Origin of the sequence: Enterobacter cloacae complex sp. IR5384 (assembly GCF_049237265.1) — a bacterium.
Classification (GTDB): domain Bacteria; phylum Pseudomonadota; class Gammaproteobacteria; order Enterobacterales; family Enterobacteriaceae; genus Enterobacter; species Enterobacter cloacae.
The window spans coordinates 136,339-162,298 of the sequence record NZ_JBMKHJ010000003.1 but is presented as its reverse complement, the minus strand read 5'-3'; the positions used below and the strand labels follow the sequence as shown (position 1 = coordinate 162,298).

General features: G+C 52.3%; 25 protein-coding genes. 15 read left to right on the top strand and 10 right to left on the bottom strand.

Translation table 11 applies throughout. The features are described 5' to 3' along the window. Nucleotides 1-31: 31 nt before the first annotated feature. Entirely contained in the window at nt 32-1,372 is a 1,341-nt protein-coding gene (locus ACOTX3_RS04390; RefSeq protein ID WP_127869212.1) for an MFS transporter, read from the top strand. A 45-nt stretch (nt 1,373-1,417) separates the two neighbouring features. After that, on the top strand, nt 1,418-1,891 hold the full coding sequence (gene trmL / locus ACOTX3_RS04385; RefSeq protein WP_013094923.1) for a tRNA (uridine(34)/cytosine(34)/5-carboxymethylaminomethyluridine(34)-2'-O)-methyltransferase TrmL: 474 nt from the start codon (nt 1,418-1,420) through the stop codon (nt 1,889-1,891). Here trmL and cysE read toward each other — a convergent pair. From cysE to ACOTX3_RS04360, 5 genes are all read right to left on the bottom strand, one after another. Beyond that, complete coding sequence (gene cysE, locus ACOTX3_RS04380; protein ID WP_013094922.1) at nt 1,888-2,709, bottom strand: serine O-acetyltransferase; 822 nt, start codon at nt 2,707-2,709, stop codon at nt 1,888-1,890. The genes trmL and cysE overlap by 4 nt on opposite strands. A gap of 75 nt (nt 2,710-2,784) precedes the next feature. Beyond that, on the bottom strand, nt 2,785-3,804 hold the full coding sequence (gene gpsA / locus ACOTX3_RS04375) for an NAD(P)H-dependent glycerol-3-phosphate dehydrogenase (RefSeq protein WP_013094921.1): 1,020 nt from the start codon (nt 3,802-3,804) through the stop codon (nt 2,785-2,787). Continuing rightward, nucleotides 3,804-4,271, bottom strand: coding sequence for a protein-export chaperone SecB (gene secB / locus ACOTX3_RS04370; protein ID WP_003860835.1), 468 nt, complete (start codon nt 4,269-4,271; stop codon nt 3,804-3,806). Before secB ends, gpsA begins: the two co-directional genes overlap by 1 nt. A 33-nt stretch (nt 4,272-4,304) precedes the next feature. Next, entirely contained in the window at nt 4,305-4,556 is a 252-nt protein-coding gene (grxC, locus tag ACOTX3_RS04365; RefSeq protein WP_058678534.1) for a glutaredoxin 3, read from the bottom strand. An 11-nt stretch (nt 4,557-4,567) separates the two neighbouring features. After that, nucleotides 4,568-4,999 carry a rhodanese-like domain-containing protein gene (locus ACOTX3_RS04360; RefSeq protein ID WP_013094920.1) on the bottom strand — a complete coding sequence of 144 codons (432 nt, stop codon included), beginning with the start codon at nt 4,997-4,999 and terminating at the stop codon, nt 4,568-4,570. 248 nt (nt 5,000-5,247) lie between these two features. On the opposite strand from ACOTX3_RS04360, the gene gpmM reads away from it, so the two are divergent. From gpmM to ACOTX3_RS04345, 3 genes are read left to right on the top strand one after another with little or no spacing between them, the layout of a single operon-like run. Continuing rightward, the gene (gene gpmM, locus ACOTX3_RS04355) at nt 5,248-6,792 is read left to right on the top strand and encodes a 2,3-bisphosphoglycerate-independent phosphoglycerate mutase (RefSeq protein WP_058650592.1); all 1,545 of its coding nucleotides are present in this window, start codon (nt 5,248-5,250) and stop codon (nt 6,790-6,792) included. 33 nt (nt 6,793-6,825) lie between these two features. Next, nucleotides 6,826-8,085: a murein hydrolase activator EnvC gene (envC, locus tag ACOTX3_RS04350; protein WP_234355782.1), complete on the top strand. Its 1,260-nt coding sequence runs from the start codon at nt 6,826-6,828 to the stop codon at nt 8,083-8,085. A 3-nt stretch (nt 8,086-8,088) separates the two neighbouring features. Then, nucleotides 8,089-9,021: a divergent polysaccharide deacetylase family protein gene (locus ACOTX3_RS04345; protein WP_058678536.1), complete on the top strand. Its 933-nt coding sequence runs from the start codon at nt 8,089-8,091 to the stop codon at nt 9,019-9,021. 11 nt (nt 9,022-9,032) lie between these two features. On the opposite strand, the gene ACOTX3_RS04340 is transcribed toward ACOTX3_RS04345, so the two are convergent. Continuing rightward, the gene (locus ACOTX3_RS04340) at nt 9,033-9,833 is read right to left on the bottom strand and encodes a glycosyltransferase family 2 protein (protein ID WP_058678537.1); all 801 of its coding nucleotides are present in this window, start codon (nt 9,831-9,833) and stop codon (nt 9,033-9,035) included. A gap of 206 nt (nt 9,834-10,039) precedes the next feature. On the opposite strand from ACOTX3_RS04340, the gene ACOTX3_RS04335 reads away from it, so the two are divergent. Together ACOTX3_RS04335 and ACOTX3_RS04330 are read left to right on the top strand one after the other, a co-directional pair. Then, nucleotides 10,040-11,245, top strand: a complete 1,206-nt coding sequence (locus ACOTX3_RS04335; RefSeq protein ID WP_058678561.1) for a glycosyltransferase — start codon at nt 10,040-10,042, stop codon at nt 11,243-11,245. A gap of 15 nt (nt 11,246-11,260) precedes the next feature. Continuing rightward, the gene (locus tag ACOTX3_RS04330; RefSeq protein ID WP_038982551.1) at nt 11,261-12,175 is read left to right on the top strand and encodes a hypothetical protein; all 915 of its coding nucleotides are present in this window, start codon (nt 11,261-11,263) and stop codon (nt 12,173-12,175) included. 71 nt (nt 12,176-12,246) lie between these two features. Here the strand turns inward: ACOTX3_RS04330 and ACOTX3_RS04325 are convergent, their stop codons facing one another. The 3 genes from ACOTX3_RS04325 to kbl all read right to left on the bottom strand — a co-directional run bounded on the left by ACOTX3_RS04325 (nt 12,247) and on the right by kbl (nt 16,223). Beyond that, on the bottom strand, nt 12,247-13,827 hold the full coding sequence (locus ACOTX3_RS04325; RefSeq protein ID WP_058678538.1) for a phosphoethanolamine transferase: 1,581 nt from the start codon (nt 13,825-13,827) through the stop codon (nt 12,247-12,249). Nucleotides 13,828-13,991: 164 nt separating this feature from the next. Further along, nucleotides 13,992-15,017, bottom strand: a complete 1,026-nt coding sequence (gene tdh, locus ACOTX3_RS04320) for an L-threonine 3-dehydrogenase (protein ID WP_029881902.1) — start codon at nt 15,015-15,017, stop codon at nt 13,992-13,994. 9 nt (nt 15,018-15,026) lie between these two features. Beyond that, nucleotides 15,027-16,223 carry a glycine C-acetyltransferase gene (gene kbl / locus ACOTX3_RS04315; protein WP_038418354.1) on the bottom strand — a complete coding sequence of 399 codons (1,197 nt, stop codon included), beginning with the start codon at nt 16,221-16,223 and terminating at the stop codon, nt 15,027-15,029. A 215-nt stretch (nt 16,224-16,438) separates the two neighbouring features. On the opposite strand from kbl, the gene rfaD reads away from it, so the two are divergent. Genes rfaD through ACOTX3_RS04285 form a run of 6 tightly spaced genes read left to right on the top strand, consistent with a single transcriptional unit; the run spans nt 16,439 to nt 22,634 of the window. Continuing rightward, nucleotides 16,439-17,371 carry an ADP-glyceromanno-heptose 6-epimerase gene (gene rfaD, locus ACOTX3_RS04310; protein ID WP_058678539.1) on the top strand — a complete coding sequence of 311 codons (933 nt, stop codon included), beginning with the start codon at nt 16,439-16,441 and terminating at the stop codon, nt 17,369-17,371. A gap of 2 nt (nt 17,372-17,373) precedes the next feature. Beyond that, nucleotides 17,374-18,420, top strand: coding sequence for an ADP-heptose--LPS heptosyltransferase RfaF (gene rfaF, locus ACOTX3_RS04305; RefSeq protein WP_045294583.1), 1,047 nt, complete (start codon nt 17,374-17,376; stop codon nt 18,418-18,420). Between the two features lie 3 nt (nt 18,421-18,423). Next, the gene (gene rfaC / locus ACOTX3_RS04300) at nt 18,424-19,407 is read left to right on the top strand and encodes a lipopolysaccharide heptosyltransferase RfaC (RefSeq protein ID WP_029881900.1); all 984 of its coding nucleotides are present in this window, start codon (nt 18,424-18,426) and stop codon (nt 19,405-19,407) included. Between the two features lie 3 nt (nt 19,408-19,410). Continuing rightward, on the top strand, nt 19,411-20,520 hold the full coding sequence (locus ACOTX3_RS04295; protein WP_038982555.1) for a glycosyltransferase family 9 protein: 1,110 nt from the start codon (nt 19,411-19,413) through the stop codon (nt 20,518-20,520). Between the two features lie 6 nt (nt 20,521-20,526). After that, nucleotides 20,527-21,435, top strand: coding sequence for a glycosyltransferase family 2 protein (locus ACOTX3_RS04290; protein ID WP_058678540.1), 909 nt, complete (start codon nt 20,527-20,529; stop codon nt 21,433-21,435). Further along, nucleotides 21,423-22,634, top strand: coding sequence for an O-antigen ligase family protein (locus ACOTX3_RS04285; RefSeq protein WP_058678541.1), 1,212 nt, complete (start codon nt 21,423-21,425; stop codon nt 22,632-22,634). The genes ACOTX3_RS04290 and ACOTX3_RS04285 overlap by 13 nt, the downstream gene beginning before the upstream one ends. 23 nt (nt 22,635-22,657) lie before the next feature. Here the strand turns inward: ACOTX3_RS04285 and ACOTX3_RS04280 are convergent, their stop codons facing one another. Next, nucleotides 22,658-23,614, bottom strand: a complete 957-nt coding sequence (locus ACOTX3_RS04280) for a polysaccharide deacetylase family protein (protein WP_058678542.1) — start codon at nt 23,612-23,614, stop codon at nt 22,658-22,660. Nucleotides 23,615-23,764: 150 nt separating this feature from the next. Here ACOTX3_RS04280 and rfaQ point away from each other — a divergent pair, with 150 nt between their 5' ends. Next, nucleotides 23,765-24,835 carry a putative lipopolysaccharide heptosyltransferase III gene (rfaQ, locus tag ACOTX3_RS04275; RefSeq protein WP_072205089.1) on the top strand — a complete coding sequence of 357 codons (1,071 nt, stop codon included), beginning with the start codon at nt 23,765-23,767 and terminating at the stop codon, nt 24,833-24,835. Beyond that, on the top strand, nt 24,832-25,959 hold the full coding sequence (locus tag ACOTX3_RS04270) for a glycosyltransferase family 4 protein (protein WP_127869213.1): 1,128 nt from the start codon (nt 24,832-24,834) through the stop codon (nt 25,957-25,959). The genes rfaQ and ACOTX3_RS04270 overlap by 4 nt, the downstream gene beginning before the upstream one ends. Nucleotide 25,960: the final 1 nt, after the last annotated feature.

Here is a 25,960-nt window from a genome sequence, read left to right as displayed (position 1 = left end):
ACAAAAACAACATCACATCAGAGAGGAGCGTATGGCCTATTCAGGTAAGGTGGATATTCAGCAGGTAATCGACGACAGTTCCTTTTCATGGTTTCACTGGCTACTCATTGTGCTGGGCTTTCTGGTGCTGGCAATCGATGGTTTCGATACAGCGGCAATGGGCTACATTGCCCCGACGCTCTCGGCAGAATGGGGGATCCACAAACAGGATCTGGGGCCGGTACTGAGTGCCGCGCTGCTGGGACTGTCGCTGGGTGCGCTGATCGCAGGTCCGGTATCGGACCGGATGGGCCGCAAGCGCGTACTGGTCTTTTCGTGTTTATTCTTTGGTCTTGCAAGCCTGGGCGCCGCCTGGGCGCAAACCCTGAACACCCTGACGCTGTGGCGATTTCTCACCGGCCTGGGTTTGGGTGCGGCAATGCCTAACTCCATCACGCTGATCTCAGAGTTTGCCCCTAAGCGCTGTCGCGCCATGGCGATCAATACCATGTACTGCGGTTTTCCTCTGGGCGCGGCGGGCGGTGGGGCAATCTCCTCCTGGCTGATTCCTCACCACGGCTGGCGAAGCGTACTGCTGACCGGCGCAATTGCCCCGCTGATCCTGACGCTGCTGCTGGCGCTGTTTTTGCCGGAGTCGGTGAAGTTTCTGGTACAGCGTGGAAGAGACATGATGCAGATCCGCCGTATCGCCAGCCGCTTCGCCCGCGACACGCTGGATGGCGTGACCGGCTTTTTCCTGGCGGAGGAGCGGGTCGCGTCTAAGAAAGGGAGCGTGGCACAGCTGTTTTCTATGCCCTGGCTGCCCGGCACCCTGATGCTGTGGGTGACCTACTTTATGGGGCTGGTGATTTATTACGTCCTGCTGAGCTGGATGCCGACGCTGATGCTGGGGATGGGTTATCCGCTGGCGGAATCTGCCTGGCTCACCTCGCTGTTCACCTTCGGCGGTACCGCAGGCATTCTTCTCGCCGGGTGGATGATGGACCGCTGGGAGGCGCACAGGGTGGTGGCAGGCGGATTTATCCTGACCATGGCGCTCATCCTGCTGCTCGGCATGGAGCATAATCACATCGCCCTGTTTGGCGGATTGATTTTCCTGATGGGGATCGCCATGAACGGCGCGCAATCAGGGATGCAAACTTTGGCCGCCATCTTCTACCCAACAGAATGCCGCGCGACGGGTATCGCGTGGATGCAGGGAATTGGCCGTTTTGGTGGCGTGGCGGGTACCATGACCAGCGCGCAGCTTCTCTCCATGCAGTGGCAGGCAGACAGTATATTGATGATCCTCAGCCTGCCCGCGCTGGTGGCTGCGGGTGCCACCGTCTATAAAATGCTGCGCTGCCGCCCACAGGAACCCGGCGTCGCGTAGTGCCCGTCATTTCTGCTATGCTGCCCCCGCAATTAAGGGGGCAGCATGCTTAACATCGTTTTATTCGAACCAGAAATTCCGCCTAATACCGGCAACATTATCCGCCTGTGCGCCAACACCGGGTTTCGCCTGCATATTATCGAGCCGATGGGCTTTACGTGGGATGACAAACGCCTGCGTCGTGCGGGGCTGGATTATCATGAATTTACCGCGGTGGTTCGCCATCATGATTACGCCGCGTTTCTGGAAAGCGAAAAGCCAGAGCGCATGTTTGCCCTGACGACCAAAGGCACGCCCGCGCACAGCGCCGTGAGCTACCAGGCAGGCGACTATCTGATGTTTGGTCCGGAAACCCGCGGCCTGCCGGCCACGATTCTGGACGCCCTGCCCGCTGAGCAGAAAATCCGTATTCCGATGATGCCGGACAGCCGCAGCATGAACCTGTCGAACGCGGTGTCCGTGGTGGTGTATGAAGCCTGGCGCCAGCTGGGGTATCCGGGCGCCATTCTCAGAAGTTAAATGCCGTCACCATACTCAAACGTATGGTGAATGCCGTTGAAGTGCTGATCCATGTCCATCGATGGTTTATCACTGTCTGGCTTACCGACGATGCGCGCCGGTACGCCAGCGGCGGTGGTGTGCGGCGGCACGGGCTGCAGCACCACAGAGCCCGCGCCGATTTTCGCGCCGCGGCCCACTTCGATATTGCCGAGGATTTTGGCACCCGCGCCAATCATCACCCCTTCACGAATTTTCGGATGGCGATCGCCGCTGGTTTTGCCGGTACCGCCCAGGGTAACCGACTGCAGGATCGACACGTCATCTTCAATGACCGCCGTCTCACCGACAACAATCCCGGTGGCATGGTCGAGCATGATCCCCCGGCCAATTTTGGCCGCCGGGTGAATATCAACCTGGAAGGTCACAGAAACCTGGTTTTGCAGAAAAATTGCCAGCGCGCGGCGGCCTTCCTTCCATAACCAGTGGCCGATGCGGTACGCCTGTAAGGCATGGAAACCCTTCAGGTACAGCAGCGGCGTAGAATATTTATCGACCGCCGGATCACGCGTGCGCACGGCCTGAATATCACAGGCGGCAGAGGCGATCATTTCCGGGTCTGCGGCGTAGGCCTCTTCCACCACTTCACGAATGGCGATGGCGGGCATGATTGAGGACGCCAGCTTGTTGGCGAGCATATAGCTCAGGGCACTACCGAGGTTTTCGTGCTTGAGTAACGTTGCATGGTAGAAACTGGCCAGCATCGGCTCACAGTCGGCCAACGCCCGGGCTTCGGCTTTAATATTATTCCAGACGATATCCAGTTCTTCACACGGCATTGCTTACTCCAGACGATAGTATAATGACCAGCCAGTTCTGCGCTGGCTGGGTCATTCAGGTGACAATGGTTCCGACTAGTTACTGCTGCGCTCGTCCTTGCGCGCACGGCCTAATAAGGTCAATGCTGCCTCGCGCGCATTTTTTCCGCAATACAATACCTGATAAATTTCCTCGGTTATTGGCATTTCGACACCAAAACGGTGCGCCAATTCGCGGACTTCTTTGGTATTGCGGTAGCCTTCAACCACCTGACCAATCTTCTCCTGCGCGCCTTTTACATCCATGCCCTGACCGAGCATCATGCCAAAGCGGCGGTTACGCGACTGGTTGTCGGTACAGGTCAGCACCAGATCGCCTAAACCCGCCATCCCCATAAAGGTGGCCGGATCGGCACCCAGTGCCGCCCCGAGACGGGACATCTCGGTTAACCCACGGGTAATCAGCGCAGTACGTGCATTGGCACCAAAGCCAATGCCGTCGGACATCCCGGCGCCAATGGCGATGACGTTCTTCACCGCACCGCCCAGCTGCACGCCGATAAAATCGGGGTTGCTGTACACGCGGAAGCTCTTGCCGCAGTGCAGCAGCTGCTGGAGATCGTCGGAGAAGGCCTGGTCGGTGGATGCCAGCGAAATCGCTGTCGGCAGGCCTGCGGCCAGCTCTTTGGCAAACGTTGGGCCGGAGATAACCGCCAGCGGGATCTCGGTACCCAGCACTTCGCGGGCAACGTCCTGCAACAGACGACCGGTTTCGGCTTCCAGCCCCTTCGTTGCCCACACAATGCGTGCATCCGGGCGCATCAGCGGCTTAATCTGCTGTAGCACGTCGCCAAACACATGGCTCGGCACCACAATCAAAATATTGCGGCTGGCTGCCAGCGCGGTCGCAAGGTCGCTTTCCAGGTGCAGGGAGTCAGGGAACGGAACGTCAGGAAGGAACGCCACGTTGCAGCGGTCGTGCTGCAGCGTTGCGATATGTTTTGGGTCGTGGCCCCACAGGACCACCTCGTGACCATTTCTTGCCAGCGTGATGGCAAGAGCGGTGCCGTAAGAGCCGGCACCGATCACAGTCATTGACGCATTAACAGTGCTCATCAGGCATCCTGATGTTGTTCAGCACCTTCGCCAGCCTGCTGCTGCAGATAGTTCATGAACAGCGCATCAAAGTTAACTGGCGCAAGGTTCAGTTGCGGGAATGTACCGCGAGAAACCAGGCTGGTGATGCATTCACGCGCATACGGGAACAGGATGTTCGGGCAGTATGCACCCAGGCAATGCGCCATCTGGTTGCCTTCAATACCACCGATGGAGAAGATACCGCCCTGCTGTACTTCACACAGGAATGCAGTTTCTTCGCCCAGAGAGGCGGTCACGGTCACACGCAGTACGACTTCATACACGTCATCAGCCAGCTGGGTTGATGCGGTATCCAGATCAAGTTTAACCTCTGGCTGCCAATCTTTCTGGAAAACATGTGGCGCATTTGGCGCTTCGAAAGAGACATCCTTGGTGTAGATACGCTGGATCTGGAAAGTCATTTCGGTGTTGTTTTGTTCTGACATGGAAAAACCCTTTTTAAATTGTCCTAAAGTCTCTTAGCTCAGCAGGGGATCGAGTCCACCACGGGCGTCGAGCGCATACAAGTCATCACAGCCGCCAATGTGCTGCGCATCAATAAAAATCTGCGGAACCGTCGTGCGACCACTACGTTGAATCATCTCTTCGCGTTTTATCGCGTCACCATCGATCGGCAGTTCCAGGAACGTTACGCCTTTGCTGTTCAGCAGCGCTTTCGCACGGTGACAGAACGGGCAGGTCGCTTTGGTGTAGATCTCGATATTGGCCATCACTGAACTCCTTATTTACCGCGCACCAAAGGAAGGTTTTCTCCGCTCCAGCCGGAAATGCCTTCTTTCAGTACAGAGACGTTTTCGAAGCCTGCTTTATGAAGCAGGCTAGCAGATTCCTGCGCCTGCATGCCGGTACCGTCAACAACGATAATCGGCTGGGCTTTATGCTTCTCAAGCTCGCCCACGTTGTTGGCTTTGATTTCAGCTGGCAGCAGGTTGATAGCGCCTGCAATGTGCCCTTTGCGGAAATCGTCACGCTGACGCAGATCGACCACGACGGCATCTTCTTTGTTAATCAGACGCGTCGCTTCACCACGGGTGATAACCTTAATCTTAGACGTCAGGCCCTTAAATGTGGTGAACAGCACAGCGGCCAGCAGGCCAATCCACGCGATGCTCAGAACCGGATGGCGGCTAACGAATTGCATAATTTCTTGCATGGAGGGTAACTACTCCCGACTTAGTGATTAAAAAAACCAGGACAGGAGTATACCTGTGCGTTGTGGCAAATACAGCCAGCGACCCTAAGCTAATCCATTTTCTGCGGCATGCCACCTAAAAAAATGCCTCAAAATGGTCGGAGAAGCATCTTGCCCCTGCCCTTTCTTTGATCTTCTGCGGCTATTTGAACGATTCAGCTGTAGTAAAATTACGCAAATTTTTGACTCTTGAGCATGAGGTTGTCGCAATGTCGGTTTCTAAAAAACCTATGGTACTGGTGATTCTGGATGGCTATGGCTACCGTGAAGATCAACAGGATAACGCCATTTTCAACGCTAAAACCCCGGTCATGGATGCGCTGTGGGCGAAACGTCCCCACACTCTGATTGACGCATCCGGCCTGGAAGTGGGTCTGCCGGACCGTCAGATGGGTAACTCTGAAGTCGGTCACGTCAACCTGGGCGCCGGGCGCATTGTCTATCAGGATCTGACGCGTCTGGATGTTGAAATCAAAGAACGCACCTTCTTCGCCAACCCTGTGCTGTGTGGTGCGGTGGATAAAGCCGTTGCCGCAGGCAAAGCCGTGCATATCATGGGTCTGCTGTCTGCCGGCGGCGTTCATAGTCATGAAGATCATATTATGGCGATGGTTGAACTGGCCGCTGAGCGCGGTGCGGAAAAAATCTACCTGCACGCGTTCCTGGATGGCCGCGATACGCCACCGCGTAGCGCTAAAGGTTCGCTGGAAGCCTTCGAAGAGAAATTTGCCGCACTGGGCAAAGGCCGCGTGGCATCTATTATTGGTCGCTACTACGCCATGGATCGCGATAATCGCTGGGATCGTGTGGAACAGGCCTATGACCTGATGACGCTGGCAAAAGGCGAGTTCCAGTTTGCGACTGCCGTTGAGGGCCTTGAAGCCGCGTACGCGCGCGATGAAAACGACGAATTCGTGAAAGCGACCGTCATTCGCGCAGAAGGCCAGGCTGATGCCGCCATGGAAGATGGCGACGCGCTGATCTTCATGAACTTCCGTGCTGACCGTGCGCGTGAAATCACCCGCGCATTCGTTAACAGCGATTTCGACGGTTTCGCCCGTAAGAAAGCGGTGAACATCAACTTCATCCAGTTGACCGAATACGCCGCAGACATCAACGCCCCATGCGCATACCCACCGGCTTCACTGGCCAACACCTTCGGTGAGTGGATGGCGAAAAACGATAAGACGCAGTTGCGTATCTCCGAAACCGAGAAATATGCCCACGTCACCTTCTTCTTTAACGGCGGTGTAGAAGAGCCGTTCAAAGGCGAAGATCGCATTCTGATTAATTCACCAAAAGTCGCTACCTATGACCTGCAGCCAGAGATGAGCTCTGCGGAACTGACCGAAAAACTGGTTGCGGCGATCGTTAGCGGCAAATACGACACCATCATCTGTAACTATCCGAACGGTGACATGGTGGGTCATACCGGGGTGATGGAAGCGGCTATTAAAGCGGTTGAAGCGCTGGATCACTGCGTTGAGCAGGTTGCCAAAGCGGTTGAATCCGTTGGCGGCCAGCTGCTGATTACCGCTGACCACGGTAACGCAGAGCAGATGCGCGACCCGGCAACCGGACAGGCGCATACGGCCCACACCAACCTGCCGGTTCCGCTGATTTATGTAGGTGATAAAGCACTGAAAGCAGTGGAAGGCGGCAAGCTTTCTGACATCGCGCCAACCATGTTGTCGCTGATGGGTATGCCGATCCCTGAAGAGATGACTGGTAAGCCGCTGTTCATCGTGGAATAATCGCTCCCCATGAGGGGAAAGGCGATTTTTTCAATCACATGGGTCGTGAAACCGCTTAGGTTATCAGTCAGACCTCTGTTTTACGCCAGCGCACTCAGCGCTGGCGTATTGCTGTGCGCCGCATCCGCCCACGCGGACGATCGCGACCAGCTGAAATCCATTCAGGCCGATATTGCCGCCAAAGAGCGTGCAGTACGTCAGCAGCAACAGCAACGCGCGTCGCTGCTTGCTCAGCTTAAGCAGCAGGAAGAGGCGATCTCCGCCGCCGCACGTAAGCTCCGCGAAACACAAAACACCCTCTCCCAGTTGAATAAACAGATCGATGAGATGAACGCGTCGATTGCCAAGCTGGAACGTCAGCGCGATGCGCAGGAACGTAATCTTGCGGCGCAACTTGATGCCGCATTCCGCCAGGGTGAACACACCGGCCTTCAGCTGATCCTCAGCGGTGAAGAGAGCCAGCGCGGTCAGCGCCTGCAGGCCTATTTCGGCTATCTGAACCAGGCGCGTCAGGAGACTATCGCGCAGCTAAAACAGACGCGCGAAGAGGTCAACACGCAAAAAGCCGAGCTGGAAGAGAAGCAGAGCCAGCAGCAGACGCTGCTCTACGAACAGCAGGCCCAGCAGGCAAAGCTCGAGCAGGCTCGCAACGAACGTAAGAAAACCCTTTCCGGGCTTGAATCCTCCATTCAGGCTGGTCAGAGCCAGTTGAGCGAAATGCGCGCCAACGAATCGAAGCTGCGTAACAGCATCGCCCGAGCGGAGGCCGCGGCAAAAGCCCGCGCCGAAAAAGAGGCTCGCGAGGCGCAGGCCGTTCGCGATAAGCAGCAGGAAGCCTCCCGTAAGGGCACGACCTATAAACCAAGCGAAAGCGAACGCTCATTGATGTCACGAACCGGTGGCCTGGGCTCCCCTCGCGGTCAGGCTTACTGGCCCGTTCGCGGTTCAATTCTGCATCGTTATGGCGAACAGCTGCAGGGTGAACTACGTTGGAAAGGGATAGTTATCGGTGCGTCTGAAGGTAGCGAAGTGAAAGCCATCGCCGATGGCCGCGTGATCTTGGCCGACTGGCTGCAGGGTTACGGGCTTGTGGTAGTAGTTGAGCACGGTAAAGGCGACATGAGCCTCTACGGTTACAACCAGAGCGCACTGGTCAGCGTTGGCACTCAGGTGCGCGCGGGTCAACCCATCGCCCTTGTGGGCAGCAGTGGCGGTCAGGGCCGCCCGTCACTCTATTTCGAAATTCGTCGCCAGGGTCAGGCGGTCAATCCACAGCCGTGGTTGGGAAGATAAGTTTTGCTTCAATTTCGTCGAATTGTTCTCTCCGTCGCCAGCGCACTGGCGCTGGTCGCACCGGTATACGCCGGTAAACTCGCCATTGTGATTGATGACTTCGGTTATCGTCCGCACTATGAAAATCAGGTGCTGGCGATGCCGGCAGCCATTTCTGTCGCCGTCCTCCCGAATGCGCCACACGCACGTGAGATGGCGACCAAGGCCCACAACAGCGGCCACCAGGTATTGATCCATCTGCCGATGGCCCCCATCAGCAAACAACCGCTGGAAAAAGATACGCTGCGCCCTGAGATGAGCAGCGATGAGATCGATCGCATTATCCGCGACGCTTACAACAAAGTGCCGTATGCCGTGGGGTTAAACAACCATATGGGCAGCGCGATGACATCCAGCCTGTACGGGATGCTCAAAGTGATGCAGGCGCTGGAGCGTTACAACCTCTACTTCCTCGACAGCATGACCATCGGCAACAGTCAGGCGATGCGTGCCGCGCAGGGAACGGGGGTGAAGGTGATTAAGCGCAAGGTGTTCCTTGACGATACGCAGAACGAAGCGGACATTCGCGTGCAGTTTAATCGCGCTGTGCAACTGGCCCGCCGCAATGGCTCCGCGATTGCCATCGGCCACCCGCATCCGTCGACCGTTCGCGTCCTGCAGCAAATGCTGCCGACCTTGCCTTCGGATATCACGCTGGTCCGCCCGAGCGATCTCCTGAACGAACCACAGGTTGATACGTCGACGCCGAACCAGGGGAAACCTGGGTCATCAACGCCGCGTAACCCGTTCCGCGGCGTAAAACGCTGTGTGCCGAAACAAGCCCCTGAACCGGTTTATGCGACCCGGTTCTTCTCTGTGATTGGTGAAAGCATGAGTCAGAGTACGCTGGTGCAATATTTTCAACATCAGTGGCAAGGCTGGGGTAAGAAAGCCTGATCGGCTAACGCTTATTCTGTAATGTGAGAGTCCGTTTGCTCTTTTGTAACGGGCTCTTTTCTTTCCTGATATTGATACCAGGCTTTGAAATACTTCAAAAAACTGTAGGCCGTGGCATACAAGCCTGTTGCTGCCCCCACTCTTCCCTGACGCCAGGCACCACTGAACAGATACCATTTGAAAAAGGCGCCGATGGCGCTGATCACACCTCGACCGATAGAGGGGCGTATCGTTTGATATTGAACCAGGCGGGTTGTATAACCATTCAATTTGCTAAAAAGTTCATGCAATGTGTGAAATGTATCATGTCTGACGTAACCGGGAATGCGTTCAGAGTGGCGAAAACCTTCTACCTTATCGTCTACGGGTCTGTTATTAAATCGTGCCTGCTTACGGTTAAAAAGTCGTACCGGGAAATCAGGAGAAGAGACAGGATATAATGTTCGGACTTTTTCGCCCAAAACATACCAGTGACGACATATCCGCCATGCCATTGCAGGATCGGGTTCGTCACCCCTTTTTAATTTTAAAATAGCATCAACAGTGTCTGAATCGAGAATTTCATCACTGTCGATGCACAGGACCCAGTCATGACTCGCTAATGACACGGCATGGTTCATCTGCTCGCCATGCCAGCCATATTTTTTGTATACTGGCGACAAACCATAACTCTGGCAAATATGTAGTGTATTATCTGTGCTTCCGGAATCAACAATGACGATTTCATCCGCTATTTTTAAAAGAGGCGGAATTACGTCACGTAACAACCTTTCTGAGTTGAAAGTTAATAAGCAGACCGTTATTTTAAACATTTTTCCACTCACTCAATAACAGCATAAATTTTTTCATTAATACTATCTAAATGAGAAGAGACGATTAAAGTCTTAAATCACACTTTTAAAATAATCGTGTTTGAAAATTTATCTTACAGAAAAAACTATCACAATAGAAAAATCTATTTTATTTCAGCAGATTCTTTATAATGCGGTCAGATCAAGGGTAGCACATGGATTCAGACATGCCGCAAAAACGTAAAATCCTCCTCCTGGACACAGGCAAAGAATGGGGGGGAGGCACCAACAGTATGCTTGAGCTTCTGAAGCGAATTGATCGCGACAAATTCGACATTACTTGTTGTTTTTACAACGATTATAGTCGTTCTGGTGGTCAAACCATAAGCCAGGTGCTAAACAGCATTGGGATCCCGCTGATCGTCATTCCTCAACATAAGCAACCGGCATGGGCAAAATTGTTGAAAGAAGCAGGACGTGGTCTGCTGTTTTTCTCGCGCAATGCCCGCAAAGCGTTTACGCGGCACGTCGATACTCTGTGGCGTATCAGGCCCAATGTCAGCAAAATCGAAACGCTTTTCTCGCATGGTGGTTTCGATACGCTCTATATGAATAACCAACCTGGCTCGAACGAGGAAGGTTATCTCGCGGCGGCGAAACTACAGGCGCGATTAATTCAGCACTGCCGTATTGAACCTGTTCTGTCCCCACCACTGGTGAAACTGGTCAATGCGCATGCCACAAAGATCATCGCGGTCTCGCATGGCGTTGAACAGGTGCTGCTGCAGCATGGTATTCGACCCGATCTCTGTACGACCGTTAACAATGCCATCGACATCTACCAGCCTTTACCGGATCGCCGCGCAATGCGTCAGCGACTGGGCATAGATGACGAGACCTTTGTGTTTGGCAGCATTGGCTCATTGATCCCACGTAAAGCTAACCACCATACGCTTGAAGCACTGGCGCAGTTCAGTCTGAAGCATCCTGAAGCGAAGTGGAAAATGGTGCTGGTCGGTGAAGGCCCTGAGCGTGATGCGTTAGCAGCACAGGCCCAAAACCTGGGTATTGCAAGTCACGTGATCTTCACTGGTTTTCAGAATACCCCTTTTGATTACCTCGCCACGTTTGACGCATTTATCCTCGCCTCTAAAAGTGAAGGCCTTCCTCGCGTAGTGCTGGAAGCGATGCTGCTCAATATCCCCGTTATTGGATCCCAGGTGACCGGCACAGCTGAACTCATTGACCATGCCTCTACCGGATTGCTTTTCCCCTGGAGCGATGTTTCACAACTAGCGCAACATCTGGATAGTATCTGGACGGATGCTGACCTGCGGGCTCGACTGGCTGCAGCAGCCAGGCAAAATGTTTGTCGTAACTATGCCATTGAAAAGTATGTCAGCGGTGTCGAAGCCGTGCTTGGCGCGCAATAAACTAACGAGATAAATATGTTTAAATTTCTTAACGCTCGCTATCGTCATATCACCGGGCGGCACAATATTCCTTACAGCTCTCTTCACCTGACGGGCGAACTGGCTACGGTTGATTCAATTGTCATTCCCTGTACCGGTGCAGATTTCGTCGAAGAAGCATTACTCTCTGCCACTTTCGCGGAGCGCTATGCCACCGGGATTAGCGAAATAGTCATCGTCAGCGATCAGCCAGAGTCAGCCTTTGGTACATTGCCGCCTAAAACCCGCGTAGTGACGCTTAGCCTTCCGGTCCGTGAGGAAAATTATCGTTATAAGCAGATCTACCTCAGCCGCCTGATGAAACTTAACGCCCCGCTACAGGCGCGCGGTGAAGGTGTATTGATGATCGATTCCGACCTCAATCTGCTAAAAATGCCAGAGATTAAAATCGCGGATATGCACCTTTACTCAAGCTTCCGCCAGGGGAAAATGATTGCCAAACTGGACGGTGCACCGGTTGAAAAAGTGCCGGCGTATTATAAAGATATGGTACGGCCGTATCTGGTTGACCATGTTAACAGTGCCTTCCTTGCGGCTACCAAAAAGACCTGGCGTCGTATTTGCCCATTGTGGCTGGCGCTATTTCAGGATACCTGGGAACTCATGGACGACAGTCAGCCCCCAACTGACCAGTTGCCACTCACTGCCCTACTGGACATGCTGGATTTAAAAACCGTCAACCTGGGGGACTGGGTAAACTGGCCTGTTTCCAAAAAAATTGGCGGACAGGAAGCCGTAATTCCAAAAGAGGTGATTGGCGCTCATGGCGGTTTCCCTCTCTCCGAATGGCAGAAATATATAAAGTCAGCAGATAATAAATTACTGTTCAAAGGTCAAGATTATACCCGCAAAGTGCGGTATTTGACTGACGAAGAGAAAAAGAACCAGTAAATAAAAGGGGCCTCAGGCCCCTTTTATTATTTTACGTCACCTTGATGTGCAGTAGATATCACACGTCCAGGCTAACGTATATTGCTCCAGTAATAGGTCTTACCTGTGGTATCCAGTACTGAGACATTCTTATCGTAACCGGCAAGCCATGAGTGTACCGACTGGACAGGTTGACCCTGACGATGGATCCCCAACCACAATTCAGCAAGCGTGTTCACATCATCAGCAGACCAGACGGTGTAATAGTCTCCTGTGTATTGCCTGGCTTTATCAACCTGTTGCCCATACCAGATAAACATAGGGATGTGCAGAGCCTCTCGTGGAGGGTTCACGTTTCCGTGAGAATAAACGACAGCGCGTTGCGGATCACGAATCAAACCATGATCGGAAAAATACATAACCGAAGAACGCGAGTTGGCCAGCATGCTAAACATCTTGCCCATCAATGTGTCTGTATACCGTACCGAGTTGTCATAACAGTCATCCGCCTCATTACTACCATGTAACACCGCCTGGTTTGCCGGAAAGCGCGTACAGGATGGTTCATGGCTGCCGTATAAATGCAAGACGATCACTTTTTTACCCGGGGTTTTTAATGCATTCTGCAGCAGAGGTAGAAGATCTTCATCGTAACCGCCTTCGAGCCATTTATGCTGTTTCGTATTCATCGCAATTCCGGTGATGACGTTGTTATGCGCCCCGCCTTTACCCTGATGACTAAACCAATAAGTTTCATAGCCCGCTTTATTGGCAATATTAATAACATTATCACCATATTTTTTCGGATCGCGAATATTCACTTTATCAGCGGTCATGGCCAACGGAACGGCCATAATCGTAACCGGTGCTGGCGCTACAGCATTACGGAACAGCAAGAGCTGCGATTTCTGCTTTTCCAGCTCTGGTGTAGTATCTCGTTGATAACCGTAGATGCCCATATTCGCCGCTCGCTCAGACTCACCGATAACCAGTACGTAGTTCTCAATACCGGTATCCGAAAGCGTGAGTTTGTAATTAGGAATGTTGTTACCGATATTGGCAATGACCGCGTTATCTTCAAAAGCCTGCATAAAAATTTTTGCCGTACTGACTGGTGTCGCCTGAACCACGCGCTGCGCCAGACTTTCGACGCTGCTTTTCCTGAGCTGGTGCTGTAGTGCCTGACCATAGAAAGCCAACAACGTCACGCCAAGCACAATGGCAGGCCAGCGACGAAATCGCGGTGCAACGGGCCATGCACCCGTATTTGCGGTATAAATAAAAAAAGCAGAGAGTGTGATAAAAATAATGCATTCACGCCAGTACACGCTGAGCATTGAACTTGCTTCATCCGGTGTGGAATGGATTATGCTCATTGCAAACCCATAACTAAACGCAGAATCGAAATTTCTCCATGCGTATAGCTGGAGAGAAATATCTGCCGCAACTGGAATGAGAAGTACAATCGCCAGTACATTGCGTATTAATTTATTGTCTATGCACTTGAGCATCAATAACATCAATAAAAAAACAAACGATCTGTTAATTACCAAATTATAGCGGGCATGTAAAATATTTACAGCCATAAGTATTAAAAGAGAAATCGCCAGATTTAAAAAAGAGGTAAACCGTGAAGTTGTATCAACCAGCTTCAGCGAAAGGTGCGTGGACATAATGTTTTGACAAGCCTGACAGTGTCTTCCTGACGTAATTATTATTAATAAACGCGTGGAGAAGAAAGGTTGGTATTTTATTGAAAATTAACAAGAAAATTCCGAAAAGTCAAACTACCAAAATTAGCACTGGCACCCGTTCACACGGGTGCCAGCTGGCGGGTTTAATCCCAGCTCAAAATAACTTTCCCGGACTGGCCCGAACGCATCGCGTCAAAGCCTTTCTGGAAATCATCAACGGAGAAACGATGTGTAATAATCGGGGACAGATCCAGGCCAGACTGAATTAATGCCGCCATCTTATACCAGGTTTCGAACATTTCACGGCCATAGATGCCTTTAATGAACAGCCCTTTGAAGATAACTTTATTCCAGTCGATAGACATATCCGACGGCGGAATACCCAGCATCGCAATACGACCGCCGTGGTTCATGGTATCCAACATAGTACGGAACGCCGGTGGTGCGCCGGACATCTCAAGACCCACGTCAAACCCTTCGGTCATGCCCAGCTCTTCCATCACATCGGCCAGGCTCTCTTTAGAGACATCCACCGCACGGGTGACGCCCATCTTGCGGGCCAGCGACAGACGGTATTCGTTCACGTCGGTAATCACTACATTACGCGCACCCACGTGCTTCGCCACCGCTGCGGCCATAATCCCGATAGGGCCCGCACCGGAGACCAGCACATCCTCGCCGACCAGGTCGAAAGAGAGCGCCGTATGTACCGCGTTGCCGAACGGGTCAAAGATCGAGGCCAGATCGTCAGAAATGTTGTCCGGAATTTTGAACGCGTTGAAAGCCGGGATCACCAGATATTCCGCGAAGCAACCCGGACGATTCACGCCCACGCCAATGGTATTACGGCACAGGTGCGTACGCCCACCGCGGCAGTTACGGCAGTGGCCGCAGGTGATGTGTCCTTCACCCGAGACGCGGTCGCCAATGTTAAAACCTTTCACTTCCTGACCAATCCCAACTACTTCACCAACGTATTCGTGGCCGACAACCATGGGTACCGGAATGGTTTTTTGCGACCACTGATCCCAGTTGTAGATATGAACGTCAGTGCCGCAAATGGCGGTTTTACGAATTTTGATCAGCAGATCGTTATGACCGACTTCCGGCTCCGGCACGTCGGTCATCCAAATCCCTTCTTCCGCTTTCAGTTTGGATAACGCTTTCATCACACGTCCTCAGGCAATTACGCCCAGCTGTTTACCGATGCGGGTAAAGGCTTCCACCGCACGTTCAATTTGTTCAGGCGAATGCGCCGCGGACATCTGGGTGCGGATACGCGCCTGGCCTTTTGGTACGACCGGGAAGAAGAACCCGGTCACGTAAATGCCTTCTTTTTGCAGCTCACGGGCAAAGTTCTGCGCCACGACGGCATCGCCCAGCATGACCGGGATAATGGCGTGGTCAGCACCGGCCAGGGTAAACCCTGCCGCACTCATTTTTTCGCGGAACAGGCGCGCGTTGGACCACAGACGGTCGCGCAGTTCAGCCCCGGATTCCACCATCTCCAGCACTTTGATGGAGGCGGCAACAATGGCCGGCGCGAGGGAGTTGGAGAACAGGTACGGACGGGAGCGCTGGCGCAGCCACTCCACCACCTCTTTACGCGCAGCGGTATAGCCGCCAGACGCGCCACCAAGCGCTTTGCCCAGCGTACCGGTGATGATGTCCACGCGGCCCATCACGTCACAGTATTCATGCGAGCCACGGCCGTTTTCACCCACAAAACCGACCGCGTGCGAGTCATCGACCATCACCAGCGCATCGTATTTATCCGCCAGGTCGCACACGCCCTTCAGGTTGGCGATCACGCCGTCCATAGAGAACACGCCGTCGGTGGCGATGAGCACATGGCGAGCACCCGCGTCACGCGCCTCTTTCAGGCGTGCTTCCAGTTCAACCATATCGTTGTTGGCATAGCGGAAACGCTTCGCTTTACACAGGCGCACACCATCAATGATGGAAGCGTGGTTAAGGGCGTCGGAGATAATGGCATCTTCTGCACCCAGCAGCGTCTCAAACAGACCGCCGTTGGCATCGAAGCAGGAGGAGTACAGAATTGCGTCTTCCATGCCTAAGAAGTTCGCCAGCTTTTTCTCAAGCTGCTTGTGACTGTCCTGCGTGCCGCAGATAAAGCGTACGGAGGCCATACCAAAACCATGGGTATCCATACCGCTTTTCGCCGCAGCAATCAGCTCAGGGTGATTCGCAAGACCCAGGTAGTTGTTCGCACAAAAGTTGATCACATGGCTGCCATCGGCAACGGTGATGTCCGCCTGCTGAGCAGACGTGATAATACGCTCTTCTTTAAACAACCCTTCCGCACGCGCGGTCTCAAGGTCGCTGTTTAACTGTTTGTAAAAATCACCACGCATTGCAATTCTCCAGACTCGGCAAATTTCGGCACATATTACCCAAACCTATAGTTCATGACGAGATGACACATTATCTCTTCTCGTTTTTGCAGCATAAATCACGTGTACCCTTGCGCTATGTCGGTGAATGGCTGAAGGGCAGCCATACTAATGATATGATAGAACCATTAGCGTCCGGGATTGTCCCCGGACTCCACACTTCAAAGGTTACAGTTATGATCATCGTTACCGGCGGCGCGGGCTTTATCGGCAGCAATATTGTTAAAGCTCTCAATGACAAAGGCATCACCGACATCCTGGTGGTTGACAACCTGAAAGACGGCACCAAGTTCGTCAACCTGGTGGATCTGAACATCGCTGACTACATGGATAAAGAAGACTTCCTTATCCAGATTATGGCAGGTGAAGAGTTCGGCGAGATCGAAGCCATCTTCCACGAAGGGGCATGCTCCTCCACCACAGAGTGGGACGGCAAGTACATGATGGACAACAACTATCAGTACTCTAAAGAGCTGCTTCACTACTGTCTGGAGCGTGAAATTCCGCTCCTGTATGCCTCTTCGGCGGCCACCTACGGCGGACGTACCTCTGATTTCATTGAATCCCGCCAATATGAGCAGCCGTTGAACGTTTACGGTTACTCCAAGTTCCTTTTCGACGAGTATGTGCGTCAGGTGTTGCCAGAAGCGAACTCCCAAATCGTTGGTTTCCGCTACTTCAACGTCTACGGGCCGCGCGAAGGCCACAAAGGCAGCATGGCGAGCGTGGCGTTCCATCTGAACACTCAGCTGAATAACGGCGAAAGTCCAAAACTGTTCGAAGGCAGCGACGGCTTTAAGCGTGACTTCGTCTACGTAGGCGACGTTGCCGCCGTGAACCTGTGGTTCTGGGAAAATGGGGTATCCGGTATTTTCAACCTTGGCACCGGCCGCGCGGAATCTTTCCAGGCCGTGGCTGACGCAACGCTGGCGTATCACAAGAAAGGCAGCATTGAGTACATTCCTTTCCCGGACAAACTGAAAGGCCGCTACCAGGCATTCACCCAGGCCGATCTGACTAACCTGCGCGCAGCGGGTTATGACAAGCCGTTCAAGACCGTTGCCGAAGGCGTAACGGAATATATGGCCTGGCTGAATCGCGACGCGTAAGTATGAGAATTCTGGTGATCGGCCCGTCATGGGTGGGCGACATGATGATGTCGCAAAGTCTCTATCGCACGCTCAAGGCGCGTTATCCCCAGGCGATAATCGACGTGATGGCACCCGCATGGTGCCGTCCGTTGTTATCGCGTATGCCGGAAGTGAATGAAGCCATCCCAATGCCGCTCGGCCATGGGGCGCTGGAAATTGGCGAACGTCGTAAACTCGGTCACAGTCTGCGCGAGAAGCGTTATGACCGCGCTTACGTGTTACCCAATTCGTTTAAATCCGCGCTTGTGCCCTTCTTCGCCGGTGTGCCGCACCGTACCGGCTGGCGCGGTGAGATGCGCTACGGTCTGCTTAATGACGCACGCGTGCTGGATAAAGAGGCCTGGCCATTAATGGTGGAGCGCTATGTGGCGCTGGCCTACGACAAAGGCGTGATGCGCAGCGCAAAAGACCTGCCGCAGCCGCTGCTATGGCCACAGCTACAGGTCAGCGAGGGTGAAAAATCCCAGACCTGTAACGCGTTTGGTCTTTCCTCTGAACGGCCAATGATTGGCTTCTGCCCGGGCGCAGAATTCGGCCCGGCAAAACGCTGGCCGCACTATCACTACGCAGAGCTGGCAAAGCAGTTGATTGACGAAGGTTATCAGATCGTTCTGTTCGGCTCGGCCAAAGACCACGAGGCGGGGAACGAAATCCTGGCAGCCCTCAGCACAGAACAGCAGGCCTGGTGCCGCAACCTGGCCGGGGAAACCCAGCTTGAGCAGGCGGTGATTTTACTTGCTGCCTGTAAAGCCGTAGTCACCAACGACTCCGGGCTGATGCACGTCGCCGCCGCGCTCAACCGCCCGCTGGTTGCGTTGTACGGTCCAAGTAGCCCGGACTTCACGCCGCCGCTCTCAAATAAAGCGCGCGTTATTCGTCTGATCACGGGTTACCATAAGGTGCGTAAAGGCGATGCCGCGGAAGGTTATCACCAGAGCCTGATCGACATCACGCCGCAGCGCGTTCTCGAAGAACTCAACGAACTGCTGCTGAGCGAAGAAGGATAACGAATGCGGGTATTGATCGTTAAAACCTCTTCGATGGGTGATGTGCTGCATACGCTTCCGTCGCTGACGGACGCCATGCGGGCCATTCCAGGCATTCGTTTTGACTGGGTGGTGGAAGAAGGCTTCGCGCAGATCCCTACCTGGCACGAAGCGGTCGACCGCGTGATCCCGGTGGCCATCCGCCGCTGGCGTAAAGCGTGGTTTTCCACACCGATTAAAGCCGAGCGCAAAGCCTTCCGCGATGCGGTGCAGGCGCAGCGTTACGACGCCATTATCGACGCGCAGGGGCTGGTCAAAAGCGCCGCGCTGGTAACGCGCCTGGCACACGGTGTAAAGCACGGCATGGACTGGCAAACCGCCCGCGAACCACTCGCCAGCCTGTTCTATAACCGCCGTCACCATATTGCAAAGCAGCAGCACGCAGTGGAACGCACCCGCGAGCTGTTCGCAAAAAGCCTCGGTTACACAAAGCCGGAAACGCAGGGTGATTACGCGATTTCGCAGCATTTTCTGCGTGATGCAGAGAAGCCTGCGCAGCCCTGGCTGGTCTTCCTGCATGCCACAACGCGCGATGATAAGCACTGGCCGGAAACGCACTGGCGAAGACTCATTGAACTAATGCAACCTGCCGGCATCCATATTAAACTGCCGTGGGGTGCTGAACATGAGCGCCAGCGTGCTGAACGTCTGGCAGCCGGTTTTTCGCACGTCGAGGTTTTACCTAAACTCACGCTGGCGCAAGTTGCTGCAGAGCTGGCCGGAGCTAAAGCTGTCGTTTCCGTTGATACGGGTTTAAGCCATTTAACTGCGGCGCTGGATCGTCCAAATATCACGATTTTTGGCCCGACCGATCCCGGTTTGATTGGGGGTTACGGTAAAAACCAGCATCAAATGGTCAGCCCGACTCAACAAACGAGGGACATTAGCGCAGATGCCATTTTTTCATTTTTACAGGACAGCCACTGGCTTTCCGACAGGGATATCTAACGAATGAGTTACGTATTTCTGCTGATTTTACTCCTTCCGGTGAAGCTTATCCGGAAGCTGTTCCGCAAAGATACAGGTAAAAACCTGGTCATTCAGACAGCCAAAATCGGTGATTTTGTTAATGCGACGCCCCTGCTGGCATACCTGCAAAAAAGTGATGTGCTTATCAGTCGCAGCGTAGGTGCGCTGGCGAAGCATGACGAAACGATCGAAGAGATTTTTTTTATCGAGCAGCATAAGCGTAGTCTGTGGCGTAAGCTCAGCTTTGCCTGCCGCATCATGAACCGCTACGACAACGTCTATCTTCTGCAACCCAACAGTGTAAATCTCTTTTTTGCCGCCGTCTGTAATGCCAAAAACAAACAATTTTTAAGCATTTACACCCGCAGATGGTATCACGGGATTTTCTATCTCACCGCCGACGGTACCGTTGAGCACGGCAAAAAAACGCTATCAGTGACCAATTACCTGAAGCTGGCCGACCGTTCGTTGACGTGGCAGGACTCGCCCAAGCACGCCACAAAGCCGCTGTTCAAACCAGCGACCTACCCGGCAATTCTCGACAAACCTGATGTGATCCGCATCGGCATCAGCATTGCCGCAGGTAATAAAGCCAAAACAGTGCCGCCGGTCATCTGGAAGCGAATTATTGATCGTCTCGCCGACCTGCCCTGCGAGTTTTATGTGTTTGGCGCCCCTGATGAACAGTCGTGGCTGGACGATATCACCCGTGCTTACGGTGACATTCCTAATGTCGTTAACCTCATCGGCAAAATCCCTCTCGAAGATCTTCCGTGGGCGATTTCCAGGATGGATTGTTATATCGCGTCTGATTCAGGCAATGTCTATATTGCCGATGCAGTAGATGTACCCGTAGTGCTGCTGTTTGGCCCATGCTGCCACTATGAACAACGCCCACTTGGAAATGTGATGCTGATAGGTAACGACGACAATATTTGTTCTTATGTTTTTGAGACTAAATACTATTTCTCGCAAGACAGGGAAGAACTCTTTGCTGTAACAGACGAATCCTTAAACGAACTCAAACGTTTCATTTGCGCGTTACCAAAAGCTACCGCAACCCCATATACCTTTGATGCCCTGGGAAACTAATTTTTTATGGCTTTTCTAAGCATCATTATTGCTGCACATAACGCCGAAGATACCCTTCACACAACGTTAGAAAGCCTGCACAATGCCATCGATAATGCGGGCGACGATGTTGAGGTGATTATCTTTAACGACAGCTCCGATGATTCCACGCAAGATATTATTGAGACGTGGTTGCCAGCGTTTCCGAATGTACACTCCCGGCACGTTCAGTTTCGTAATGTAGGCCTTGTTCGCAACAGCGCATTCTCTCTGGCATCAGGTGACTACATTACGATGCTGGATAGTGATGACCGACTGAAACCGGGTAGCATCAGGGACGCTGTAGCATTCCTCAAGACAGAGCGTCCTGATATGCTGCTGACGCGCCTGCTAGAAATTCGTGATATCAAAAAAATCACCCCCCACTGGCAAGGATTTTCTCCCGTTGCGTTGTCGCAACGGGAGGCTATAAAACGTTTCCTGCTGCATAAAGATTTTCAGGCACATCTCATTGGTCAATTCATTCATCGCAAGTTATACGAAAGTAATCCGATTCCTTCGATGGTGTGTTATGAGGATTTTGCGGTATTCCCTGGCATGTTGATGCAATCGAGTAAAATAGCCTATCAACGTCGCGGGCACTATTACTACATCAAGCGTAGCGACAGTTTGTCGAGCAAACTCGACGCGAGCAAAATCAAAACGCTTGTGGAATGCACATTGCTGATGGAAAAAATATTCCCGCAGCCGTTTCAACATCTCATAAATTGTCATTGGTTTGATATTTACAGTAATCATCGGCAACATCTAACCGACCAACATTTCCAGCTCGTTAAACAACGGGTAAAAGCACTTTATTCTCTCTCATTTTTCTTATCCAGCGATGTTCGCTTCAGCTATAAAAAAAGGGTTATTGAGGCATTATGGAAAAAGTAAAACTGCGGCTCTATCAGCTGACGCTGATTTTGAGTCTTATTTCGCTTGCGTTGGCGTTGCTCAGTTCAGGTAAGCAACGAGAGTTTTTCTATATTGCGATTTATGCCAGCATTATTGGCTTAGCTTGTGAATATAAAAAGATCACACTGCGTCCTTTTTCCATCGCATTGCCGATTTTATTAGTTGGGTTGCTTAATTTTGGCTGGTATATGACGTACGAATACCATAGCGAAGGCCTGAACGTTTATAGCGATTATCTTGGTGCAAGTAAAAAATTGATTCTGGCGAGTATCCTTATTTTCTACCTTGACAGATTTAAGTCGTACATTGATGAAGGATCCTTCCAGAACTATTTCTTTTATGCCTCAGGTGCAGGGTTTATTCTTGCCACTGGTTATGGCTTGTGGCAGGTAACACAGGGTATGGATAGAATCGAAATGGCTATTAATCGCGCCACTGTGTCAGCTTATGTCTACTCTGTTTTGTCACTCGCTTTTGTATACAGCCTTTATCTTCAGAAAAAATTAAAACTGTATTTTATCGCTGCTATTACGATTTTAATTTCTTGGTTAATCATATTGTTGACTGGTACACGTGCGGCGATGGGATTATATTTACTTCAGGCAATTGTACTCACGCTTTATCATTTTAGAAGGATTCATTTTAAATCGACGCTGATCATCTTATGTGTTGTAGCAGGTATTGTTATCATTAGTTACAAGCCATTAATTGAGCCGAAGATAAATCAAACTCAAGTTGAATTAGGTAATTATCAAAAAGGTTATGGCGCATCGTCACTCGGTGCGCGTTTTGCCATGTGGGGTGCTGGTATTCAAAATGGACTTGCCCACCCATTGGGGCAGTCAGTCGAAGAGAGAGAAGTATGGACACAGCAGTATGTGAAAAATGGACATCCGCATCTCGCAGCAGCCCTCGGTTTTGTTCGGGTGCATCTGCACAATGAGTTTATTGAAAAATATTCTCTGCAAGGTATCCCCGGGCTGGCAATATTATTATTTTTCTATATATCGATGCTCGCTTACGCGCTCAAAAACAGAAATGGTCTACTGCTAACGACCATGCTTCTTTTATTATTCTATGGTCTGACGGACGTCATATTACTTAGTTCAGAAGCCTTAATCTTCTTTGTTACCCTGTTTGCGTTGAGCACACCTTTTTCGCAAACAAGGCAACGTTAAAGATAATGCCCGCGATGCGGGCATTATCTTTTCTTGTATTGATAAAACTCCGCCAGCGTCATCCCTACCGTCTTGTCGGATAACCAGCTAAAGAGCACTTCCAGATCCTGATACAACCCTTCAATCGCCGCCTCATCTTTAAACGTAGGACTTCCGCCCGGCATAAATTCCGAGGAATGCAGCATAAACTCCACGTAGTCATGTCCCTGAGACAGGCATTGCTGTGCGACCTGAATCATCTGCGACGCATTACCACCGGACGGTCTCAACCAGTTTACGGACGGTGAACGATATTTACCGCGCAGGCGATCGTAGCCCTGTTTGACGGTGTTCAACCAGGCCGGATGCTTATACTGGATGCTCATCGGCACTTCGAGTAAGGGGCTATTGCCCGCTCGTGAGATATCGTCTGTATCAATAAAGTAGGCGTGGTCTGGAAAGTGCTGATAATTGGTTCCGCCATTCCCCTGCGGTGCGCCTTTCGCGTTACGCCAGTTCACGCGCGGCGTAACAGAGCAATCAACCTGGTAGCCCAGTTCGATCAGCAGTCTGGCGTAACGGCTATCAAAGGCCCAGCGCCCGGCGCGATGGCTTAACATTTTGGTCTGGAAGGTCTCTTCCAGCAGACGGGTCATGAACACTACTTTCTCGCGCATCACCTCATCTGAAAATTCAATCAAATACGGCTGCCAGCGCCAGTCATCTCCGGTGAGATCGTGTTCAGGAGGGCTATTCCACGCGTGAAGGTGCATCCCGACTTCACCCTGACCGCGGGCGATCACATCTTTGGCAAACTCAATGAAAACCGGCTCAATCGCCATCTCATAATTTGTCAGCCATACGGGTTTGAAACCGAAACGCTCACAAAGCGTCTGGAATCGCGCCAGATAGCGCGCATTCTCCGTTTTAATGACGCGGTGATTTTGCCAGAGATTATCGCCTTCAGTATCAATCGTGATGATAAACGCTGGTTTTTTCATAATGAGTCCGCAAGACAGGAAAGTTAGCGCTATGTTACGCACTCACCGAAGCATGAGTAAACCCTTCCAGGGAATTTCCTGAGATTATGGAGAAAGAGTGCAAGTCGCTATCAGGTCTATTAGAATTGCCAACAGTACAACGCCAATAAGATGATGATGAATAACTTACCTGACACGCCTGATTTGCGCATTTTACTTATCAAACTCCGCCATCATGGCGACATGTTACTGACCACTCCCGTCATTGATTCGTTACGTCAAAAATGGCCGCAGGCACAGATTGATGTGCTGTTGTATGAAGAAACCCGCGATATGCTCGCCGCACACCCGGCGATCGGTACTGTTTACGGGATCGACCGTAAATGGAAGCAGCTGGGCACGCTGAAACATCTGCAAAAAGAGTGGCAGTTGCTCTGTGCGTTAAGGAAACAGCATTATCACCTGGTGATTAATCTTGCCGATCAGTGGCGCAGCGCTATCGTTACCCGTTTCACCGGCGCACCGGTACGACTCGGGTTCGCTTTTAATAAGCGCAACAACGCATTCTGGCGGTTTTGCCATAGCGATTTGGTCTCTGTGGCCGGGCACAACGCGTTGCACACTGTCGAACAGAACCTCTCTATTTTGTCGCCATTACCGGTCACCGCTCAACCTGCCGTGACCATGGCCTACCATGCTAAAGACTGGCACGAGGCCCACCAAAAGTTGATGCAAAACGGTGTGGGAGACAACTACATCGTGATTCAGCCTACGTCGCGCTGGTTCTTTAAATGCTGGGACGAAGGCAAAATGGCGCAAACCATCACGGCGCTGCAGCAGGATGGCCACACTGTCGTCCTCACCGCCGGGCCGGATAAAAAAGAGCTGGCGATGATCGATCGCATTCTCGCCGCCTCGCCAGATACGGGGGTCGTCTCGCTGGCAGGTCAACTCACGTTGCGTCAACTGGCTTCGCTTATCGATCATGCGTCTCTGTTTATTGGCGTTGACTCCGTTCCGATGCATATGGCCGCTGCGCTTCAGACCCCCTGTGTGGCATTGTTTGGCCCATCAAAACTTACCTTCTGGTCACCCTGGCAGGTTAATGGGGAAGTCATCTGGGCAGGTGATTACGGCCCACTGCCCGATCCAGACGCCATTGATACCAAAACAAAAGAACGCTATCTCGACGCCATTCCCGTTGATGCTGTCGTCTCCGCCGCAAGGAGATATCTGTCATGAAACACCATCGCCTGGCGATTGTTCGCCAAAAGTATCGCCCGGATGGCGGGGCAGAACGCTTCGTGTCTCGCGCCCTTACCGCGCTGAGCAACCAAAATCTCGAGCTCAACGTCATCACGCGCGAGTGGCAGGGTGAGAAGCAGGACGACTGGCATATTCATATTTGCGATCCGCGCAAATGGGGCCGCATCAGCCGCGAGCGCGGGTTTGCGCATGCCGCACGTGCGCTCTGGCAGCAGCAGCAGTTTGATATTGTGCAAAGCCACGAGCGCATTCCGGGCTGTGACATTTATCGTGCAGGCGACGGCGTACACCGACGCTGGCTCCTGCAGCGCGCACGCATTCTGCCTGCCTGGCGTGCAAAACTGCTGATGCATGATCGCTATCACCGCTATGTGATGAATGCCGAACGTGAAATGTACCAGGCGCCGGAGTTAAAGGCGGTTATCTGTAATGCGGAGATGATCAAGCGCGAAATCGTCGAAGACTTTGATATTGACGCAAAAAAAATACATGTGATTTATAATTCAATTGACTCCACCCGTTTCGTTCCGGCAGAAGAGGCACAACGTATCGCATTGCGTCAGCAGTTTGGTTTGCCGACCGATGCCGTCATTTTCTGCTTCGTAGGGTCAGGATTTGAACGAAAAGGATTGGCCAGCGCTATACGCGCCGTTGCGGGTACTGCGGCATGGCTGATTGTGGTTGGGCAGGATAAAGCAGAACGTCGCTATCGCGACCTCGCCCGTTCATTAGGCTGCGAGGGGCAAATCCGTTTTCTGGGGATGCAAAAAGAGACGCTGCCATTTTATCAGCTATCTGATGGTTTACTGCTACCAACGCTGTATGATCCTTTCCCTAACGTCATTCTTGAAGCGATGGCCTGCGGTTTGCCGGTCATTACATCAGAGAGTTGCGGTGGGGCAGAATTTATTCAGCAAGGCCAGAACGGATTTTACTGTGACGCACTTGATATCAGCACCCTGAAGGAGGCGGTAGCGGCCACCCCTTCGCTGGAAAAAAATAACGATATGGGACGAGCGGCACGGGAACGTATAAAAGACGCCACCCCCGAAAAACTGTCAAGTCAGCTTATTTCGCTTTATCAAAAATTACTGGATTAAA

What these genes read in the sequence shown, in the direction of transcription:
- ACOTX3_RS04330 (WP_038982551.1), top strand. Translation starts at nt 11,261, where the DNA reads ATGTTTAAATTTCTTAACGCTCGCTATCGTCATATCACCGGGCGGCAC.
- gpmM (WP_058650592.1), top strand. Translation starts at nt 5,248, where the DNA reads ATGTCGGTTTCTAAAAAACCTATGGTACTGGTGATTCTGGATGGCTAT.
- ACOTX3_RS04335 (WP_058678561.1), top strand. Translation starts at nt 10,040, where the DNA reads ATGCCGCAAAAACGTAAAATCCTCCTCCTGGACACAGGCAAAGAATGG.
- ACOTX3_RS04290 (WP_058678540.1), top strand. Translation starts at nt 20,527, where the DNA reads ATGGCTTTTCTAAGCATCATTATTGCTGCACATAACGCCGAAGATACC.
- grxC (WP_058678534.1), bottom strand. Translation starts at nt 4,556, where the DNA reads ATGGCCAATATCGAGATCTACACCAAAGCGACCTGCCCGTTCTGTCAC.
- ACOTX3_RS04280 (WP_058678542.1), bottom strand. Translation starts at nt 23,614, where the DNA reads ATGAAAAAACCAGCGTTTATCATCACGATTGATACTGAAGGCGATAAT.
- secB (WP_003860835.1), bottom strand. Translation starts at nt 4,271, where the DNA reads ATGTCAGAACAAAACAACACCGAAATGACTTTCCAGATCCAGCGTATC.
- kbl (WP_038418354.1), bottom strand. Translation starts at nt 16,223, where the DNA reads ATGCGTGGTGATTTTTACAAACAGTTAAACAGCGACCTTGAGACCGCG.
- rfaQ (WP_072205089.1), top strand. Translation starts at nt 23,765, where the DNA reads ATGATGATGAATAACTTACCTGACACGCCTGATTTGCGCATTTTACTT.
- ACOTX3_RS04340 (WP_058678537.1), bottom strand. Translation starts at nt 9,833, where the DNA reads ATGTTTAAAATAACGGTCTGCTTATTAACTTTCAACTCAGAAAGGTTG.
- ACOTX3_RS04325 (WP_058678538.1), bottom strand. Translation starts at nt 13,827, where the DNA reads ATGTCCACGCACCTTTCGCTGAAGCTGGTTGATACAACTTCACGGTTT.
- cysE (WP_013094922.1), bottom strand. Translation starts at nt 2,709, where the DNA reads ATGCCGTGTGAAGAACTGGATATCGTCTGGAATAATATTAAAGCCGAA.
- gpsA (WP_013094921.1), bottom strand. Translation starts at nt 3,804, where the DNA reads ATGAGCACTGTTAATGCGTCAATGACTGTGATCGGTGCCGGCTCTTAC.
- ACOTX3_RS04295 (WP_038982555.1), top strand. Translation starts at nt 19,411, where the DNA reads ATGAGTTACGTATTTCTGCTGATTTTACTCCTTCCGGTGAAGCTTATC.
- rfaD (WP_058678539.1), top strand. Translation starts at nt 16,439, where the DNA reads ATGATCATCGTTACCGGCGGCGCGGGCTTTATCGGCAGCAATATTGTT.
- tdh (WP_029881902.1), bottom strand. Translation starts at nt 15,017, where the DNA reads ATGAAAGCGTTATCCAAACTGAAAGCGGAAGAAGGGATTTGGATGACC.
- ACOTX3_RS04270 (WP_127869213.1), top strand. Translation starts at nt 24,832, where the DNA reads ATGAAACACCATCGCCTGGCGATTGTTCGCCAAAAGTATCGCCCGGAT.
- rfaF (WP_045294583.1), top strand. Translation starts at nt 17,374, where the DNA reads ATGAGAATTCTGGTGATCGGCCCGTCATGGGTGGGCGACATGATGATG.
- rfaC (WP_029881900.1), top strand. Translation starts at nt 18,424, where the DNA reads ATGCGGGTATTGATCGTTAAAACCTCTTCGATGGGTGATGTGCTGCAT.
- ACOTX3_RS04285 (WP_058678541.1), top strand. Translation starts at nt 21,423, where the DNA reads ATGGAAAAAGTAAAACTGCGGCTCTATCAGCTGACGCTGATTTTGAGT.
- ACOTX3_RS04360 (WP_013094920.1), bottom strand. Translation starts at nt 4,999, where the DNA reads ATGCAAGAAATTATGCAATTCGTTAGCCGCCATCCGGTTCTGAGCATC.
- trmL (WP_013094923.1), top strand. Translation starts at nt 1,418, where the DNA reads ATGCTTAACATCGTTTTATTCGAACCAGAAATTCCGCCTAATACCGGC.
- ACOTX3_RS04390 (WP_127869212.1), top strand. Translation starts at nt 32, where the DNA reads ATGGCCTATTCAGGTAAGGTGGATATTCAGCAGGTAATCGACGACAGT.